We start from the raw sequence: 18,156 nt of genomic DNA, 5'->3' as shown, positions 1-18,156 counted from the left end.
ATAAATGCCTACCCCCACACCCTGCCGCTTTCCGCGGCCGCAAGCCATTGCTTCGCAAGCAGATCGTGGCCGGCTGCGGTCGGGTGCATGCCGTCCCACAACCAATATTCCGCATCTGCCTTTTGGGCGGCTTCCTCAAATGCCGCCTGAAGCGGAACATGCACGGCGCCGAACTCTTCCGCCAAACGGAGTACGGTTTGCTGGTAGCGGGAAATGATCTCCCACCACAACTCCCACTTCTCCGCCGTTGCGCTCGTTTTCAGGATGAAAGGCTCGCAGAGAACAAGCTTGGCGTCCGGCAAAACCTCTTTCGTCTCCTGCAACAGATGGCGGTAAGCGCGTTCAAACCGGTCCGTAAACCCGCCCGGCTGATCGTTCACGGTGAACCAGGCGTCATTGACCCCAATCAGCAAGCTGATGACGTCCGGCTTTAGGCTGATGGCATCCTCGTTCCATCTCGCGTATAAGTCGGATACCCGGTTTCCGCTAATCCCCCGGTTGATAAAAGAAGGCTGGAGATGAGCGTATTCGTTCCCCAGCTTGGCGGCGATAATGTAGGCGTAGCCGTGCCCCAAAATATGGTTGAGGTCGGTTCCGCGGTCCCGATTGCCGTCGGTAATGGAATCCCCTTGAAACAAGACAACCAGCCCTTTTTTCATCTTAAATCTCTCTCCCTTTTTGTTCTCCTGTTCGATACGAAACAAGCGCAAAATTTGCCGTCAAGCCGCCCCAATAGTATACACCCTTTTCCATCCGGGTGTCTTCATCCGTAAAATCGTAGACAAACGTATATCGGCGTGCTTTCAAAGTAGTTTCTCGCGATTGTACTCAATGTGATAACTCAATCTGCTCTCCGTTGTACTCAACAGTGTCCACTTCTCCCTGGAGGATGATCTTTTTGATGTTTTGCATAATTGCGGCACCATAACTCGCCGTCAAACCACCTGATGCTTTTGGAATGCACGATAAGAGAGAGGCACCAACAACGCTATAACGACTACTGCAAACCCTGTCATGACTTTATACTCCAAAATCATTTGACCAAAAATATGGTACACTTCATAACCGGTTAGTTTTTTAAATCCGTCCATCATATTTCCCGGAAACAAATTCATTAAATGATTAAACAGGCGGCTGCTTTTGCTGGCCGGAATGAACAACGGACCGATCAGAAAAATTCCGATAACAATGATAACGGGAAAGGGGCCCCTCATCCGGCTCGACAACCACAGCGTCACCGCTCCCACAAGCAGGCAGGCCAGACTGCCGATGAGGACCGCCCATAAATACGCTTGAAAAACCGTGTAGGGCACAGGTGCCAAGTCCTTAATCATCTGTACGCTTGCACTCCCGCCATCAAATCCATAGATCCCCAATAGCAGGAGCGTATAGGCCGCCACCGCAAAGATCAGGAGTCCCAGGGATACGAAGAAACTGGCTTTTAATTTAGCAGCGATAACCTTGTTTCGGCCATAGCGGGAGGATAGGATGATCGAGTCAGCCCCGCTCTGGTATTCACCGGCAAACACGGGAGCGAGACAGATTGCGATCACAAAAGCAATGACTAAGAAGAGATTCGGCAGATTTTCAAACACATTTTCCCAACCGGTGACATAATCCATTTGGAAGGGAACAGGAATGCTTTCATTCATCTTCATAAAAAAAGCTTTCTCCTCCGCTGAATAATTGCCATAGGAATATTCATCATTCAAATACAGATTCACCTTTTCCATCCGCTTCTGGTAAAACGCCTTTGCGTCACTTGGCTTCATTCTGTCGATAATATCATAACCGTACTCACCCGAAGGATTAAAAGCAAAACTAATCAAGGAATAAATCTGATTATTTTTTACTTCATATTGAGCATAAGCCTTTATGCTCATTTCCCCCTTTTCATCAAGGTTTTTCGGATCATGCCTCACGTTATGGCTCCATTCCACCGCATCCGCTGCTTTTTCGGGGGTCAACGGGCCGGCAAGCTGACGGTTGTACTCCCTTATTAATTGAATAGCCGGTATTCCGTATAAATAGTTCCCATCTTTACCTCTTATCTGGGTGTTCGCAATTAACACACTTGCCATAAATACGATCATTACCGCCAAAATCGCAATCCCTGCATAAAATGATTTCCGGCGGGTGATCTTCCCCAGTTCAAATCGGGTCAACGCATCCATAAGTGGTCCCCCTATTTTTCTTCACCGGCTGTTACAGCCGTTTCATCTTGAAAATGGTGCAAATACAAATCTTCCAACGTAGGCGCAACCGATACCGCATCCTGGGAGGGCTTTACCGGGGACACGATGCGCAACTCCACCTGATTCCCTTCATGCCGCAGATTGCTTACACAATAGCGGGCATTCCATTCATCCGCCTCTCTGGCCGAAACTTGGCAGGACCATACACAACCTTCCATGGTAGCAGTCAGTTGGGCCACCGTACCGGTCATCAACAGTCCTCCTTTCTTCATCACCATAATTTGGTCGGCTATGTACTCCACATCCGACACAATATGCGTTGAAAGAATAACGATCTTATCTTTGGCCAAATCGGCAATCAAATTGCGAAACCGTACCCGCTCCTTGGGGTCAAGTCCCGCCGTCGGCTCGTCCAGCACCAACACACTAGGATTGTTAAGCATCGCTTGGGCAATGCCCAGCCTTTGCTTCATGCCTCCGGAAAAGGTCCGGATTTTCTTGCGGGCCACTTCCTCCAGAGCAACTGTGCGCAGCAATTCACGAGTTTTCCCCTTCGCCGCCGATAGCGTCAGTCCCTTCAACGAACCTACATACCACAGGAACTCCTCCGCACTGAAATCAGGGTAATAACCGAAGTCCTGCGGCAAATAGCCCAGCAGATCACGATAACGCTCCCCCATGCGGGCAATATCCTGGCCGTTCATCTGAATCGTTCCCGATGTCGGATTGAGTATTCCGCAGATCATCCGCATCAACGTTGTTTTTCCCGCGCCATTAGCCCCAAGCAGACCATACACACCGCTGGACAGGCGAACCGAAATATCGTTCACCGCTTTTTTAGCGGAAAATTGCTTACTTACCTGTTTCAAGGTTATTTCCATCATTGAGCGTCCCTCCACACCGATTTATTACTATATAACCATAATTTTACACAACTATTCTCAACGCAGTTTCTATACTCCGACAGGCCTTTTGTACTCCGCGTACCTCGAAAGTAATTCCTGTGACGGTAAGCAGCAGCAATGCCAGCCATACTCCGATTGCCGATGTTTCAAACATTCCGAGTGAGGGATTAAGTGCCAGTATCATTTGTACTAATGCCACAAGACCGCAATAAATCAAACAGTAATACCCGCAGCTCGGGGTGCGAACTCTATTCAACAGCCATAAGCAACCAAGACAGGTCAAATTGAAGGGCACAAGCAAATAGAGCAGAATGATGCTGATATCCATCTTCATGTAGGTGCTCAATAATATGGCCAACACTGTCAGACCTATCAGATCCGCTATTCCCAACAAACTCATGCGAACCAATATTAGCTTCTCCAGAAGATGACGCGTACTTAATTCGATCTCCAGCATACGGCAGCTTAACGATCGCGTTAGCGTCTGTATACCCGCTGTCACCAGTAACGGTGCGGCAATAGAGACCAGCATGATAAGTTGGATATTTTCATTCGATTTGTGAAGAGAATGCTGTAACATCAGAGCTGTCCCAAGTACAATAAACAACTGCGCAACCCACACCTTCCAGCTGATGAAGCGAATCTGGGTCATATAAAACTCTGAAAAGGATGTTCTGCGGGTCACCCGTGTTCGGTGCAGTATCTCTCTCGCCCCTTTGACGGTTTCCTCTAACTTCTGCTTGTCAACGGGGAGGGAGGGGTAATTCTGTAGGGCGGCGATGATGGTATTTCGCGATTCCTTGTCCAACAGATTCACTCCTTTCCCAGTACTGCCTTAGTACAGTCAAACCACGTTTAACCCGATATTGCACCATACAAACATTCACTCCTGTTATGCGAGCGATATCTCGGAAGGTCAAATCCAAGCAAAACCGCATGAACACCAGTTCCCGTTGCTCTTCAGGCAACAAATGGAGCAACTCATGTACCAGTTGCCCCCTTTCTACCTGATCCTCTATCGAGATGCTTTGCTGCAAGACTTTCCTTTCCGCCTCCTCCGCTGCTTCCTCCCAAGATAGGGGCGGCCGCTTCCGTAGATGATCATTGCAAAGATGGCGAGCGATCGTGTATAAGTAAGCGCGGCATTTTCCTGTATTTCTATAACCTTCAATATGTCGACAAAAACGATAAAAGGTTTCTTGTGTCAAATCCTTCGACTCTTCCTCATTCCTTATCCGCCAGTAACAATATTTCTGAATGTCAGCATAGTAGAGTTCAATCAGTTGCGTCAGATATTGGGTTTCCCCCTGCTGGATACGCCTAATCCATTCACTCTCGTCCAACCTCGTCCCCCCTCTCCATCATGTATAACTGTTTTAGGTGAACAAAAAATGAAGTAGTATGTGTCTTTTTTGTGAAGTTTCAAACAGAAACTTCATATGAATTTGCCTGCATATTACCCTGTTCGATTCTAACAAATACTAGAAGAGTAACCGGAAAATACGGCGGTCATCTGAAAACGGAAGTCGGAAACCATCAATTTAATACTACCGTTAGTCTCCCTCTTCCGGATAGTAACCCACGCCCAAGTTTCAGTACACCGATAAAAGTTGTTGACAGTAATACTGTGAAGTAAGTGGTCTCAAGAAAAAAACTCGCTGAGGAGAGGCGAAAAATAAACCAAAAAAATAGGGCTCAACCTAATAATTAGCGCTTAACAGGGAGGGTCGGTAAGCGACCGTGGCAAGAAATATCGGCAGGTCAATATCCGCTGTCCGGACGCTTTGCACGATTATCCCGTTTGCTCCGGAAGCAGAGATGAAGATAAATACATGAGAAGAAGATAGGTTTGGGAGAAGCAGACATGTTCGAGATCGTTAGACAGATTTGTGAGAAGGAGATTTAGAGACGTGAAGCAGACCTGACGGGAGGAATGGAGGGCAAGACACCGGGAAAAAGGAAAGGGCCGAGATTAGCCCCCTCTACCCCCTGAACAAGAGGGATAATCGTGCAAAGCAGCATGCAGGGATACCAGGACACGAACGCTATTATGTCGTTTTATACTGTTAGCCTTATCGCCGGCCCTTATTCTACCGTCGCAGCATGCCCTATTTCACGGCTACATAAAACAACCGCGCGGCGTCATCCCCCGCCTCGACCCACTCGAAATCGGCATAGCAGTTCACTTCGCGGAAGCCGCATTTCAGCAGCTCGCTTTTCATCCACGCCGGATCATAGGCGCGCTGTGTATGCGTCTCTTCAAAGCGGCGGTACAAACCCGGTCCATTTTCCTCTTCACGGGCAAAAATCGTCAAATGGTGTTCGATTTCATTCCGGAACGGGTCGCGCTCGCACGTCCAAATATACCCCACCCGCGGTTCGTCCCAAATAAACGGCTGCTCCTCCTCGTACCGGATCAAAGTATTCGGGTGATGCACGTCAAACAGGAACGTCCCGCCGGGTTTCAGCCCCTCGTATGTACGGCGGAAGGTGCGGACGATATCGTCCTCTTCCAGCAAATAATTGAGGCAATCGCAAAAGGAAATCACCGAATCCACCGGTTCCGGCATGGCCCATTCCGTCATGTCCTGCTGCACCCAGCGCACACTGCCTTCCCGGAACAGGCGGACGCCCTGAGGCGTGCCTTCCATTTTACGCCGGGCCACCGCCAGCATGTCGGCGGATAAATCGATGCCCGTCACCTCGAAGCCGGAATTCACGAGCGGAATCGTGATGCTGCCCGTGCCGCAGCCGAGATCGACGACTGACTTCGGCATCCCGTGCCGCTCCCAGGCTGTACGGGCAAAGCGGATCCAGTCCGGGTATGGCATATCCTCCATCAGTTCGTCATATACGTAGGCAAATTTTCGATACGAAGCCATTTCGTCACCGCGCTTTCTGTGATTTAGCCTATTCCCCGGCATTTCCTTCCCCGGCCTCAGGCGGCTGCGTCAAGTAGGTCCAGCTCTCCTTCTGCACGACCTTGCCCTCTTTCATCAGCTTACCGAGCGCGCGCTTAAACGCCGCCTTGCTGATGCCGAAGCGCTGCTTGATCAAGTCGGGCGGCGTCGTGTCCGAATACGGCATACCGCCGCCGGGCCGGCTGCGCAAATAGGCCAAGATGCGCTCAGCGTCCTCGCCCATGCCGATTTCCTTGCGCGGCGCCATCGACAGATTGATGCGCCCGTCCTCGCGGACATGGGCGACCCGCACGTGAACGCTCTCGCCTAGCCGCAGCAAACGGCCTCGCTCCGAGGCATGGATCATGCCGATCGCGCCAAACCCGAGCACGCCGCCCTGCACGATCACAAACGTGCCCATTTGCAGCGGCTTGTACACAATCGCGTCCACCCAAGTGTTTTTCCACGATTGCGGGGCGTGAAACGTATGCGGAGCCAGCTCCTGTTCCCCGGCGAGCTTGGCCTTTAGCCGTCCCTGCTTGTCATGCTCCATGATCACGTAAACATGGTCGCCCACCCGTGGATGCAGCTCCTTAAGCTCAGGCAGCTCACGGATCGGAAGCAGCAGCTGCCGCCCCAGCCCCATTTCCAGAAAACAACCCAGCCGGGGATGCACGTCCGCCACCTCCAGCAAAGCGAGTTCGCCGAGCGTAAGCAGCGGTTTTTTCATCGTCGCTGCCAGCCGGTCCTCCGTATCGTAAAACAAAAACACATCAACCGTTTCGCCCGGCTTCACCTGCCGGGTCAGCTCGGAATAATGCAGCAGGATGTCCTGCCCGCCCGCGCTGAGAAAATAGCCGTAAGGCGAAACCTCCCGGTCGATCGGCAAAGAAACGATAGTGCCCGCAACGAGACTCATACCGTCTCCACAACTTTGGCATCCGACCAGAGCCGTTCGATGTTGTAATATTCGCGCTCATCGCGATGGAATATATGCACGACGACATCGCCCAGGTCCATCAGCACCCAGCGGGCGGAATCCATGCCCTCAATGCCGCGGATTTGCGCTCCGGCCTCCTGGGCCCGTTTGCGCACCTCGGTGGCGATCGCCTGCACCTGCGTATCCGAGTTGCCGTGGCAAATGACGAAATAATCGGCAATCAGGGAAATGCCTTTCAAATCGAGAGCCACGATGTTCATCGCTTTTTTATCGTCAGCGGCCTGAACCGCCAGGTTTAACAATTCATTTGATGTTACCGCCATTCATTCAGCCTCCTTGGTTTTTGCTCTTTGTTTGATCAAATCGTTGCGTGCCAGCAGCGTCAGCGGAAAAATCGGTTTGCCCTTCTCCAGCAAAAAAGAAATGGTCGAATCGAAGCCGGCGATCAACGCGTCTTCCAGATTCGTCTTGGCCAGTTCGCGAATCTTTTCCACGCCGGGAAACTCGCGCCCCGGCTCCATATAATCGGCCAGGCAGACGATTTTGTCCAGCAGCGTCATGCCGACCCGGCCGGAGGTGTGGTAGCGGATCGCGTCAAGCACCTCCTGATCCTCCACCCCGTAATCCCTGCGGGAGATAAACGCGCCCACCTCGGCGTGCAGCAATTGCTTGTCATGCTCCAACAGCTCGGTGTTCAGGCCGTTGCCGCGGATGATCGCTTCCTGCTTGTCAATCGGCCAAAACTTGGCCAAATCATGCAGCAAGGCCGCCAGGTCCGCTTTGACCGGGTCGGCCCCATAACGCCCGGCAAGAATGACGGCGGTCTCCATTACGCCCTCGACATGCTTCCAGCGTTTTGACGGCATCCCCGACGAAACCGCCGCAATGAGCTCGTCACGACTGTATTCCATACAATCCGCTCCTTGTCATATAATCATGCACGGAATCCGGCACCATATACCTTACTGAACGACCTTGCGCCAAACGGCTGCGAATCAGGCTGGAAGAGATGTCGACCAGCGGCATTTCCGCCAGCCGCACCGCTTCCTGGATAAACGGAGGCAGTGCATCCAACTCCAGAAAACTGCCCGGCCGCTGCAGCCCGATGAACGTGATCATTCCGGTCAAATCCTCGATCCCTTCCCATTTGGGCAGGTAATTCACCATATCCGCGCCGATAATAAAATACAAGTCAAGATCGGGATGCTGCCCCCGGATTTCCCGGATCGTATCCACCGTATAGGAGACGCCGCCCCGCTTCAGCTCAATGTCGAGCGGCTTAAAGGCAGGATGGCCTTGAATGGCCGCCTCGACCATCTCCAGCCGCTGCTTGCCGCTGACCCCGGCCCGGTGTTTGTGCGGCGGAATATGCGAAGGCATAAACCAAACCTCTTCAAGATAATGCTGCTCCCTGGCGGATTCCGCCGCAAGCAAATGGCCGAGGTGGATCGGGTCGAACGCCCCGCCCATAATCCCGACTTTTTTCATGTTCGTTTCCCCCCGGGCAACCCTAAGGAAGCTCGATTTGTTTATATTCGCGCGATTCCTTGTACAGGACGATTGTACGGCCGATGAGCTGCACCAGTTCCGCGCCGGCCCCCTCGGCCAGCTCTTCGGCAATTTCTTTGGGATCGTCCAGATTGTTGTTCAGCACGGAAATTTTGATCAGTTCGCGCCGTTCCAGCGCCTCCGCGATCTGGCGGACCATATGCTCGTTCGTTCCGCCTTTGCCTACCTGAAAAATCGGCTGTAGCCCGTGCGCCAAACTGCGCAAATAACGTTTTTGTTTTCCTGTTAGCATTGTATATTCAAAACCCCTTAACATTCAAATGTGCATAGCCATACTGGCCATGACCGCCGCGCGCATCGCCTCGATCGGAGCGGGCAGGCCGGTCCAATGTTCAAACGCGTACGCGCCCTGGTAAATAAACATTCCAAGTCCGCTGTGGATCGTGCAGCCCTTCAGTTCTGCTCTCCGCAGCAGCTCTGTGTTCAGCGGATTGTAGATCAGATCGCTGACGACGATCCCTTCCGGAAGGAGATCGGGATCGATCGGGGTATCCTGTACATGCGGGTACATCCCAACCGATGTCGTATTGATTACAATATCCGCCGCTTGCAAATATTCCGCCGCTTCCCCCATACCGCAGCCGCTTAGGCGGCCGAGATGGGCCCATTCAGCGGCCAGTTCGTTTGCTTTATCGGCTGTCCGGTTAGCCACGATGACCTGCGCGGGGCGTTCCAGCAGCAGCGCGTAAATAATGCCGCGGGCAGCGCCGCCGGCACCCAACACGACCACGGTTTTGCCGGTCAGATCGGGCACCGCCTCCTCTTTCAAGGAACGGATATATCCGATGCCGTCAGTATTGTACCCCGTCAGCGTGCCGCCATCGTTGACCACCGTATTGACGGCGCCGATATAACGCGCCCCTTCGTCGATCCGGTCCAAATACTTCATCACTTCCAATTTATGCGGGACGGTGACGTTGATGCCGCGAAAACCAAGCGCCGCGATCCCTTGCACGGCCTCCTGCAGCCGCTCGCTTTTGACATGAAACGGCAGGTAAGAGCCGGCGAGTCCGCAGGCCTTCATCGCTGCTTCGTGCATGGCCGGCGATTTGGAATGCATGATCGGATCGCCGATCACGCCGAGCAGCAGCGGCGGTTTATAATGCTCTCTTACTTGATCATTCATAGTTTTTCCCCCTGGGCCATCTCAAAATCAAATTAACGAACGGCGCACGAGCACCTTGATTCCTTTCGGAACATGGGCGGCCACGACGGCCCCGGCGTCGCTGTTGATTTTAATCCAGCCCAGGCCGGAAATGAACAGATCGCTTTGGCTTCCTTTGTCAATCCTGAACTCATGCCGCGTCCATCCTGGAAGCTTGTCTATGTTTTCCCGGCTTGGCGGCGCCAAGATTTCTCCCGCATGGTCCGCGAACAGCTCATCCGCCCGCGCCAGCTTCGTCCGGTGAATCGGCACGCGTCCGCTGACGAAGCAGGTGAACGATTGCCGATCCCCTTGCACGAAATCGAAACGTCCGAAGCCGCCGAAAAACAACGTCTGCCCTTCATTCAGTTGATACACCGCCGGCTTCAGCGGCTTCTCCGGCAAAATGACGCCCAGATCGCCAGGGGCGACCATCTCACTGTACCGTGAAGGGTACACGATGCCCGGAGTATCGATGATCTCCCGGCCGTCATCGAGGGGAATATGGACCATATCGAGCGTCGTGCCCGGGTAACGCGAAACGGTGAGCTCCTGCTCCAAATCGCTGTAATCACGGATCAACCGGTTGATGAGCGAAGACTTGCCGACATTGGTCGCCCCGACCACATATACGTCGCGATCGCCGCGATGAGCCGCCACCGCCTCCAGCAGGCGGTCAAACCCGCTGCTTTGCTTAGCGCTGCACAGCACGACGTCCTCCACCTTCAGCCCCATATCCTTCGCTTCCTTTTGCATCCAGTTCCGCACCTTGTTCCAGTTTGTCACCTTCGGCAGCAAGTCGATCTTGTTCACGGCGAGCAGCACCGGATTGTTGCCGATAAACCGCTGCAGCCCGGAGATGACGCTGCCCTGAAAATCAAACAGGTCAACGATATGGATGACAAGCGCTTTTTTGCCGCCGATCTGCGTTAGCAGCCGCAGGAATTCATCCTGCTCCACCGTCACCGAAGACGATTCGTTGTAATTTTTAATGCGAAAACAGCGTTGGCAGATCACCGGCTCTTTGGCAAGCGCTCCGCTTGGGACGTATCCCGGCTTATCCTGCGCCTCGCTTTGCAGCGTGATGCCGCACCCGCTGCAGCGAAGTCCGCTTGCAGTTCCCCGTTCCTCCGTCATCGTTTTTTTTCCTCCTCCAGCCATAATCCAACTTTGCCCAGCCGCCGTTTGACGAAACGCTCCAGCAGCCGGTTGATCCGCGTTCCCAACCCTTCATCCTGCACGGAGATCGGCAGCACCAGGATCGTGAACAAGTCCAGGCGGTTGCCGCCAAACACGTCGGTCATCATCTGGTCGCCAACCACCACCGTTTCCTGCGGCGTCAGCCCCATCATCTCCATCGCCCGGCGGAACGCCGCGGCGGACGGTTTTTTGGCCGCATGCACAAACTCGATATTTAAAGGGTTCGCAAACACCGACACCCTGTTCAAATTATTGTTTGACACAATGACCAGTTTAAACCCGCTTTTTTTCACCTTCCCGAACCATTCGATCAGCTCGGGCGTGGCAAGCGGCGCCTTCGCCCCGACCAAGGTGTTGTCCAAATCGGTGATGATGCCCCGGTAACCCTTAGCGTACAGCTCATCAAGGTCGATTTCGAACACGCTGTCGACGCGTTTTTTCGGTATGAATATCTCAAACAATTATGTTCACCTCAGTTTCCATACGACAAACTATACCATAATCTGCCGCCCAATGCCTACCTTTAAGAGGTTGTTCAAAAAGTCATCTTTTGATCACGAAGTGTGAACTATGGGGATTAATCGACATCGAATCTTGAATTCAGCCGGGCCTTCCGGTGCTCACGTACCCAAATCGTACGCTCCGCTCCTCAGTCCCTAGCTTCATCCAACCTTCTCGGTGCTGAAAACCTGACTTTTTGAACTCTCAATTTAAAAGAAAACGCCCCCTCGCGCGGGTGGCGCGGGGGGAACGTAAAATCAGCTTCGTTTCACCAGCTTAAAGCTGCGATGGCAGCTCGCGGTTCGGACCGCCGCGCCTAGTCGTCCGCTTGAGCAGATCGCGGGCGAGACGACGGGCCGCTTGCCATTCTTCCTCCGAGACGGAGGCGGGGCTGTAATTCGCTTTTTCGAAGCTGGCCAGCAGCGGGTCGAGTACACCGGACAACTGCGGCTTTTCCCGCTTCCAGCGGGCGAACGTTTCCCGCAGCGTTTCCTGGTCGCCGCGCGTCAGTCCTCTGAGCCGCAGCCTTTTGACCACCCGCAGCGTCTCAAACACCGTCTTCTCACCGGGCGTCAACGGCCGGCCCAGTCGCAGGCGAAGCCAGGCAAAGTAAAGCTCGTTCCGTACCTGATACAGCCCCCAAGCCAGCAGCACGGCCAGAGCGATGAAGGATACGCGGCGAAGCACGGCCGGGTCGATCTTATCCAGGAAGCTTTCTTCTACGGATGCGGTTTCCGTCTCTTGAGCGGGCTCCGGCGCCAGCGTCTCCACACTGTCCTCCTCGGCGAACAAAATCGGCGCGTCAAAGCCGGGCGTCGCCTCAAATGGAATCCAGCCGTAGTCGCCAAAGTACAGCTCCGCCCAGGAGTGGGCGTCGGCGTTGCTCACCGTGTAATCCCCGCTGATCCCCGGGTTTCGCATCATCATTTCTTCGCTCGGCTGGGTTCCCGGCGCATAGCCCTTCACCCATCTGGCCGGAACCCCCAGCGACCGGGCCATGATCACCATCGCCGTCGAATAATAATCGCAGTAGCCCTGCTTGATTTCAAACAGAAAACCGTCGACGAAGTCGCTGCTTTCGCGCCGGGACAAATCCGGCTTATTCGTATACTCGAAGTTTTGCCGCAAATAAGCCTGCAGCAGCTCCATTTTCTCATACGGCGTACCCCCTTCCGCCGTGACCTCCTGCGCCAGATCCTTCACCCGCTGCGGCAGGCTGTCCGGAAGCTGCAAGTACTCCCTGTCCGGGGGCTCCGGATACAGCGTGTCATAATCGGCCTGCTTCAACTCCTGCAGCGGAATGAGCGGAATATTAGCCACAACCTTGTATTTTCGCGGGTAATCCGGCAAGTCGCCGGGATCGCGGTATCCGTTCCAGAACAGTTCGCCTTCCCGCCGGGCCCAGCGCATATCGGCAGATTGCTGCCTGTCGTCCAGCAGCTCAACGCTCTCCATCGCGTAGCCGCCGAACAGCACCGGATATGCCTGGTCGGTGTTCATCGTAATGATTTGTTCAACCTGCCTCGTCTCGATCTTATTTGGATGATCTGCGGCAAGCGGTCCAGCGGAGGACGCTCCCCGATACCGTTCGGTTTGCCTCGGTTCATCCTCAAGATCGGCCCAGCCTTTCCCCGAATAGATCCGGCGGGTTTCCCCGCGCCAATAAGACCTAACGGGCGTGGATACCGACATGACCGGCTTATAGCTGAATTCGAAGCCGTCGCCCAAGTCTTTGTCGTCCCGGCTGTATCCGGACATGACTTCCTCCTGGGACACGACCGTTCCGGTGGTTTCAACAACACCCGCAAGCGGTGTTTCCGCATCGCCCCCCGCTCCACCGCTTCGCTTGATCCAGGCCGTGTAAGGATCGGTCAGCGTCGGCGAAACCGCCGGCATGCTGATGCCGATCAGCAAGACGCAAGCAAACACGAGGGCGATGTTTACAGCAATCTTGATCGGCTGCCGCCGGAGCCGCTTCCATCCTTGCGGATATTTCAACCGGTACTCGTAAAAATGCCAGCTGGCCAGCCAGCCAAGTCCGGCAAAAACGAGCCAAGCGACATTGGACCATAGATAATAGGAAGTAAAGGAGTCCAAAATCGTGAAAGCCAGGAAATGCGCGGCCAGAAACAACAGGATGCGTTTACGGCCGACGACCAGCCGCACGGCCAGCTCCAGCAGCGCCCAAGCCGCCAGCGAAAACCAGATATACGGAACGAACGAAAGCGCCATGCCGCGGATCTGATCGGGGAACAGCGGACCGTAAGGGACGTAAACGCCGTAGCCGGTCAAGACGATCCGCCATCCGGCGAGAACAAGCACGATTTTGACCGTCCATTTCCAGGCCGACTTAATCGGCAGCAGCACTTCGATAAGCGCTATGGTTATGACGGTGACCGTGACCAGCGTGGTCGTGACTGAAAACCATATCGGCTCCGTAAAATCGATCCATTGCATGGCGATAACCGTAAGCCAGAGCATGACGAGCAGCCGGTACGAAAACCATTTCCAGTGCGGCGCCGCCGTCATCATAACCTCACCCCCCACATGGCTGCGGGCAGCTCGTCCAGGGAAGCGATCTTAACGCCCCGCAGTCCCCGCTCGTGAAGCGTCTGCTGCCAAGCGGAAGGCTGGCTTCGATTCGCCCGCGGATGAGCGGACGCGGAATGTTCCCTCCCGATTTGGATATGATACGGCACCATTTGCCGCATTTTGGCCCAACGCATCATGTTCAGCGCTTTGTCATCGGCCAGCGGGCTGATAAGAATAAAAAACGCTCCCGGGGGAAACCATTCTTTATGCGATTCCAGCTTGTCGAGAGGGTTGCCGTAGCCGTCCGCGTCAATGTCCACAAGATGATGGATCATCTGTTGACGCTCCAGATAAGCTTCGGCGGGAGCAAAGAGGCGGAACGTTTTTCCCATCGTGCCCATGCCCATGCTGATCCGCGCCCTTGCCCCATACTCCAGCAAAGAGGCGGCCGTCGACACGGCCAGCTCGAACTGGGCTGCATTCGCATAGCTGGCCACATGGGCATCGAGCAGCAAAAACGTCTTCGGCAGCGACTCATGCTCGAACTCCTTGGATTTCCACGTCCCGGTTTTAGCCGTAGCGTTCCAGTGAATCCGGGAAATCCGGTCGCCGTATACGTAATCGCGAACCCCGTTAATCTGCGTCGTCTCCCGCCGCGAAAGGGAAATGGCCGTCTCCGGCCCGGCCAAACGCGAATTGCGGCTGTACAGCTCCCAATGCGGAATGAACACGGTGCGCGGCAAAATGCGGAACTCTCCGCCGGACTGGACCGTTCCCGTATGCTCCATCAACCCGAAAATATCCTCGGCACTGCAGGTCGTGCCGGCAAAGACGTATTTCCCCCGTTCAAGCGGAGGCGTCTTATACACCAGCTCCGCGCGTCCGCGAAAATACGGAACCACACTGTCTTCAAACGCCCAGGTATCGCCGTTGTGCCGCTTCAGCGTCTCGCGGATGACGAGGTACGGCAGCAGCATAAACGCTGGAAGCTGCAGCTGAAGCCTGACGAGTACCTGCCCGCCCGCTTGCAGCACCCCGCCGCGTTCTTCGAGCGCTAAATTTCTCGCCCCCCGGATCCGCTTGACACCGCCAAGCCCCCCGAGCGCCCAATAAGCGGCCAGTACCGATACCATCATCAACAACATAAACGAAGTTTTGCCGCCCTGAAACAAAACGTACAGGAGACAGATCAGCCATACGGCGGCCACTCTCCAAAATTTCCGGGTGGCAAGCCCCGCTTTAACTCCTTCAAGAATCGCCCGCATAATTACCGCCCTATGGAAACCGGCACTTGAACCTGCCGCATGATTTGCTCCAGGACCTGGGCGGTATGGATTTGCCCCAACCGGGATTCCGGACGAAGCAAAATCCGGTGGCCAAGCACGTACGGCGCCAGCGTCTTGATGTCATCCGGCAGCACGTAATCCCGCTGCTGTAAAAAAGCGTACGCTTTGGCGGCCATCACGAAGGCCAGCGAAGCGCGCGGCGAAGCTCCGAGCAGCACATCTTGGTGCTCGCGCGTGCGGCGGACGATTTCCAGCAGGTAATCGGTCAGCGCTTCACTGATGTAAACATCGCGGATTTCGTGCTGAATGGCCGCGATTTCATCCATCGTCGTCACCGGCTGCAGCTGATCGACAGGCTGCCCCTGGCTGTGGGAGCGGAGCATCGTTTTTTCGGTGGCCGCATCGGGGTAACCGAGCCCGATCTTCAGCATGAACCGGTCTAATTGAGCCTCGGGAAGCATATAAGTCCCTTCGAAATCGATCGGGTTCTGGGTTGCGCACAGCATGAAAGGCCGAGGCAGCTCATAGGTGAGGCCGTCGGCGGTCACGCTGCGCTCCTCCATCACTTCCAACAGCGCGGACTGTGTTTTAGTGGTCGCGCGGTTGATTTCGTCGGCCAGCAAAATATTGGTCATGACCGGCCCGGGCCGGAATACGAAGCGTTCCTCATGGGGATGAAACACCGATACGCCCGTGATATCGCTAGGCAAAATGTCGGGATTGCATTGAATCCTCCGGTAATCGCCGCGCATAGACTTGGCCAGGGCTTTGATCAGCTGCGTTTTCCCCGTACCCGGGACATCCTCGATTAATACATGTCCGCCGGCAAGCAGCGCGGAGAGCAGGAGATGGATTTCAAAGGATTTTCCTAAAATGCAAGATTCTAAATTGTTCTTTACTGCGGTTAAAGTTCGTATCGATTGCTCTTGAACGGGCACGTGTCTTTCCCTCCCAAATAGAACCTGTATATATCTACCTATTCTACATGAAGATAGATTGAGAGTACACTCACCTGCCCGCAAAAGCCGGGTTGCTATTTATTTCCTAACCTTTTGGCCGGACGACCAACGCCGCCAGGAAGGAGAAGATGATCGCTGAAGAAATCCCTGCGCTGGTCACTTCGAATATGCCGGTAATGACCCCGACCCAGCCCTCTTGCGAAAGCTCAGTCAGCGCACCGTGAACCAGGGAGTTCCCGAAGCTGGTGATCGGCACGGAAGCCCCCGCTCCGGCGAATTTGACAAGCGGATCGTACCAGCCTAACCCATCCATGATCGCCCCCACCACGACCAGCGTGCTCATCGTATGCGCTGGCGTCAATTTAAACACATCGAACATCAGCTGGCCGACAACGCAGATCAGCCCTCCGACCACAAACGCCCATACATAAATCATGATTCGTTGTCCTCCTTTTCCAAAGCGACCGCATGGGCAATGCATGGAATGCTCTCCCCCTGCTGATAAGATAGCGGGGACAAAAGCGCTCCGGTGGCAACGACCAGTACGCGGTTTAGCTCCTTGTTTTTTAATTTTTGCAAAATCGAACCGTAGGTAACCACGGCAGAACACCCGCAGCCGCTGCCTCCGGCCATGACGAAAGGCTGTTTGTCGCGGTCGTAGATCATCAGCCCGCAATCGTTAAATTCCGTTTTGTCCATCCGGACGCCGTCTTTAGCCAGAATATCCTGGACGATAGCATGTCCGACCGACGCAAGGTCCCCGGTGACGATCAAATCATAATCCTCCGGTCCCCGCCCGGTATCGCGGAAATGGGAAACGAGCGTATCCGCGGCCGCGGGCGCCATCGCTGCTCCCATGTTAAACGGGTCTTTCACGCCGAGGTCCTGAATGCGGCCAATCGTGGCATGCGTGACCCGCGGTCCTTTTCCCTCAGAAGACACGATAGCGCACCCCGACCCGGTTATCGTATATTGGGCCGTTGCCGGCTTCTGCGAGCCGTATTCCGTCGGATAACGGAACTGCTTCTCCACCGTGCAGTTATGGCTCGCCGTGCCGGCCATCACGTATCGTCCGGCTCCGCTATCGGCAATCAGCGCGGCCAGCGCCAAACTCTCCATGGAGGTGGAGCAGGCGCCAAAGACGCCGAGATACGGGGCGGCGATGGCCCTGGCCGCAAAGGTGGCGGAAATGATCTGATTCATCAAATCACCGCCAACAAAGCAGGACAGTTCTTCCCGGGCGATGCCCGCGTTGACCAGAGCCAGGGCGGAGGCATGCTCGAGCAGCTTGCGTTCGGCTTTCTCCCACGTCTTCTCGTCGATTTCCAAATTGTCGTACACGAAATCAAAGGTACCGCCCAGCGGTCCGCCTCCTTCCTCAGGACCCACGACCGTGGCCGCCCCAACGATGGCCGGTTTGGATCGGAACTCCCATGTTTGTGCGCCGATAAGCATCAGTGGCCTCCCTCCAAACCGAAAATCGCATAAATCATCCCTACGACGAAAGCGGCCACCACGCCAAACACGACCACCGATCCTGCCAGCTTGAACATATTGGCCCCTACGCCAAGCACCAGCCCTTCCGCTCGGGATTCGATGGCGGAGGAGCACATCGAGTTGGCGAAGCCCGTTACGGGAACAGCGGTGCCTGCCCCGGCCCATTGCGCGATTTTATCGTACACCCCAAGCGAGGTGAGAATGACGGAAATCAAAATCAGCACGGCGACGGTCGGGCTGCTCGCTTCCCTGGAAGTCATCCCGGCAAACGTCATGAACAACTGCTGGATACCTTGTCCGACTAGGCAAATGAAACCGCCGACCAGAAAAGCTTTAAGGCAATTGCCCCAAATGTTCGGCTTTGGCTTATGCCCATCGGCAACCTGCTTGTACTCCTCTTCCGTCAGCAGCAGATGGTTCAGCTTTACCCGGGCGCCCGGTTTACTTTTTGTTGGCAAACGGTATCCCTCCTTTTTCTGCTCATGCCTTATAAGCACGGTATATTCATTATTTGTCAGTACCCGGCTT

General features: G+C 54.6%; 20 protein-coding genes. All 20 read right to left on the bottom strand.

All coding sequences use genetic code 11. The features are described 5' to 3' along the window. Window positions 1–8 precede the first annotated feature (8 nt). Complete coding sequence (locus ACLD72_RS12050) at window positions 9–659, bottom strand: SGNH/GDSL hydrolase family protein (protein ID WP_410999661.1); 651 nt, start codon at window positions 657–659, stop codon at window positions 9–11. A 276-nt stretch (window positions 660–935) separates the two neighbouring features. Beyond that, on the bottom strand, window positions 936–2,174 hold the full coding sequence (locus tag ACLD72_RS12045; RefSeq protein ID WP_458475782.1) for a hypothetical protein: 1,239 nt from the start codon (window positions 2,172–2,174) through the stop codon (window positions 936–938). A gap of 11 nt (window positions 2,175–2,185) precedes the next feature. Next, a complete protein-coding gene (locus ACLD72_RS12040) occupies window positions 2,186–3,079 on the bottom strand; it encodes an ABC transporter ATP-binding protein (protein ID WP_458475781.1) in 894 nt (297 codons plus the stop codon). 43 nt (window positions 3,080–3,122) lie between these two features. Further along, window positions 3,123–3,908 (bottom strand): hypothetical protein, encoded by a 786-nt coding sequence (locus ACLD72_RS12035; RefSeq protein ID WP_410999655.1) that lies wholly within the window; start codon window positions 3,906–3,908, stop codon window positions 3,123–3,125. Next, window positions 3,844–4,443, bottom strand: a complete 600-nt coding sequence (locus tag ACLD72_RS12030) for an RNA polymerase sigma factor (protein ID WP_410999653.1) — start codon at window positions 4,441–4,443, stop codon at window positions 3,844–3,846. Before ACLD72_RS12030 ends, ACLD72_RS12035 begins: the two co-directional genes overlap by 65 nt. Window positions 4,444–5,208: 765 nt before the next feature. After that, window positions 5,209–5,982: a class I SAM-dependent DNA methyltransferase gene (locus ACLD72_RS12025; protein ID WP_410999651.1), complete on the bottom strand. Its 774-nt coding sequence runs from the start codon at window positions 5,980–5,982 to the stop codon at window positions 5,209–5,211. A gap of 28 nt (window positions 5,983–6,010) precedes the next feature. Next, a complete protein-coding gene (locus tag ACLD72_RS12020; protein WP_410999649.1) occupies window positions 6,011–6,919 on the bottom strand; it encodes a S1 RNA-binding domain-containing protein in 909 nt (302 codons plus the stop codon). Continuing rightward, window positions 6,916–7,263 (bottom strand): ribosome silencing factor, encoded by a 348-nt coding sequence (rsfS, locus tag ACLD72_RS12015; protein WP_410999647.1) that lies wholly within the window; start codon window positions 7,261–7,263, stop codon window positions 6,916–6,918. The genes ACLD72_RS12020 and rsfS overlap by 4 nt, the downstream gene beginning before the upstream one ends. Beyond that, complete coding sequence (gene yqeK, locus ACLD72_RS12010) at window positions 7,264–7,851, bottom strand: bis(5'-nucleosyl)-tetraphosphatase (symmetrical) YqeK (RefSeq protein ID WP_410999645.1); 588 nt, start codon at window positions 7,849–7,851, stop codon at window positions 7,264–7,266. It abuts the gene before it with no gap. Beyond that, window positions 7,835–8,428: a nicotinate-nucleotide adenylyltransferase gene (locus ACLD72_RS12005; protein WP_410999643.1), complete on the bottom strand. Its 594-nt coding sequence runs from the start codon at window positions 8,426–8,428 to the stop codon at window positions 7,835–7,837. The genes yqeK and ACLD72_RS12005 overlap by 17 nt, the downstream gene beginning before the upstream one ends. Before the next feature lie 22 nt (window positions 8,429–8,450). Next, window positions 8,451–8,741, bottom strand: coding sequence for a ribosome assembly RNA-binding protein YhbY (yhbY, locus tag ACLD72_RS12000; RefSeq protein ID WP_128634637.1), 291 nt, complete (start codon window positions 8,739–8,741; stop codon window positions 8,451–8,453). Between the two features lie 24 nt (window positions 8,742–8,765). Beyond that, entirely contained in the window at window positions 8,766–9,635 is an 870-nt protein-coding gene (locus tag ACLD72_RS11995) for a shikimate dehydrogenase (RefSeq protein ID WP_410999641.1), read from the bottom strand. Between the two features lie 27 nt (window positions 9,636–9,662). Beyond that, complete coding sequence (yqeH, locus tag ACLD72_RS11990; RefSeq protein WP_410999639.1) at window positions 9,663–10,790, bottom strand: ribosome biogenesis GTPase YqeH; 1,128 nt, start codon at window positions 10,788–10,790, stop codon at window positions 9,663–9,665. Further along, window positions 10,787–11,314, bottom strand: coding sequence for a YqeG family HAD IIIA-type phosphatase (locus ACLD72_RS11985; RefSeq protein ID WP_251593953.1), 528 nt, complete (start codon window positions 11,312–11,314; stop codon window positions 10,787–10,789). Before ACLD72_RS11985 ends, yqeH begins: the two co-directional genes overlap by 4 nt. Window positions 11,315–11,630: 316 nt before the next feature. Continuing rightward, window positions 11,631–13,886, bottom strand: coding sequence for a DUF4129 domain-containing transglutaminase family protein (locus ACLD72_RS11980; RefSeq protein WP_410999637.1), 2,256 nt, complete (start codon window positions 13,884–13,886; stop codon window positions 11,631–11,633). Beyond that, window positions 13,883–15,151 (bottom strand): DUF58 domain-containing protein, encoded by a 1,269-nt coding sequence (locus ACLD72_RS11975; protein ID WP_410999635.1) that lies wholly within the window; start codon window positions 15,149–15,151, stop codon window positions 13,883–13,885. Before ACLD72_RS11975 ends, ACLD72_RS11980 begins: the two co-directional genes overlap by 4 nt. Before the next feature lie 2 nt (window positions 15,152–15,153). Next, window positions 15,154–16,110 (bottom strand): AAA family ATPase, encoded by a 957-nt coding sequence (locus tag ACLD72_RS11970; RefSeq protein WP_251593959.1) that lies wholly within the window; start codon window positions 16,108–16,110, stop codon window positions 15,154–15,156. Window positions 16,111–16,216: 106 nt separating this feature from the next. After that, complete coding sequence (spoVAE, locus tag ACLD72_RS11965) at window positions 16,217–16,567, bottom strand: stage V sporulation protein AE (RefSeq protein WP_410999633.1); 351 nt, start codon at window positions 16,565–16,567, stop codon at window positions 16,217–16,219. Continuing rightward, entirely contained in the window at window positions 16,564–17,586 is a 1,023-nt protein-coding gene (gene spoVAD, locus ACLD72_RS11960) for a stage V sporulation protein AD (RefSeq protein ID WP_410999631.1), read from the bottom strand. Before spoVAD ends, spoVAE begins: the two co-directional genes overlap by 4 nt. Beyond that, window positions 17,586–18,086: a stage V sporulation protein AC gene (gene spoVAC / locus ACLD72_RS11955; protein ID WP_410999629.1), complete on the bottom strand. Its 501-nt coding sequence runs from the start codon at window positions 18,084–18,086 to the stop codon at window positions 17,586–17,588. Before spoVAC ends, spoVAD begins: the two co-directional genes overlap by 1 nt. Between the last annotated feature and the right edge of the window lie 70 nt (window positions 18,087–18,156).

The sequence above is a fragment of the Paenibacillus lacisediminis genome, from assembly GCF_046567315.2.
Note: the sequence above shows the minus strand (reverse complement) of the source record. Positions and strands in the feature narration are given on the sequence as shown.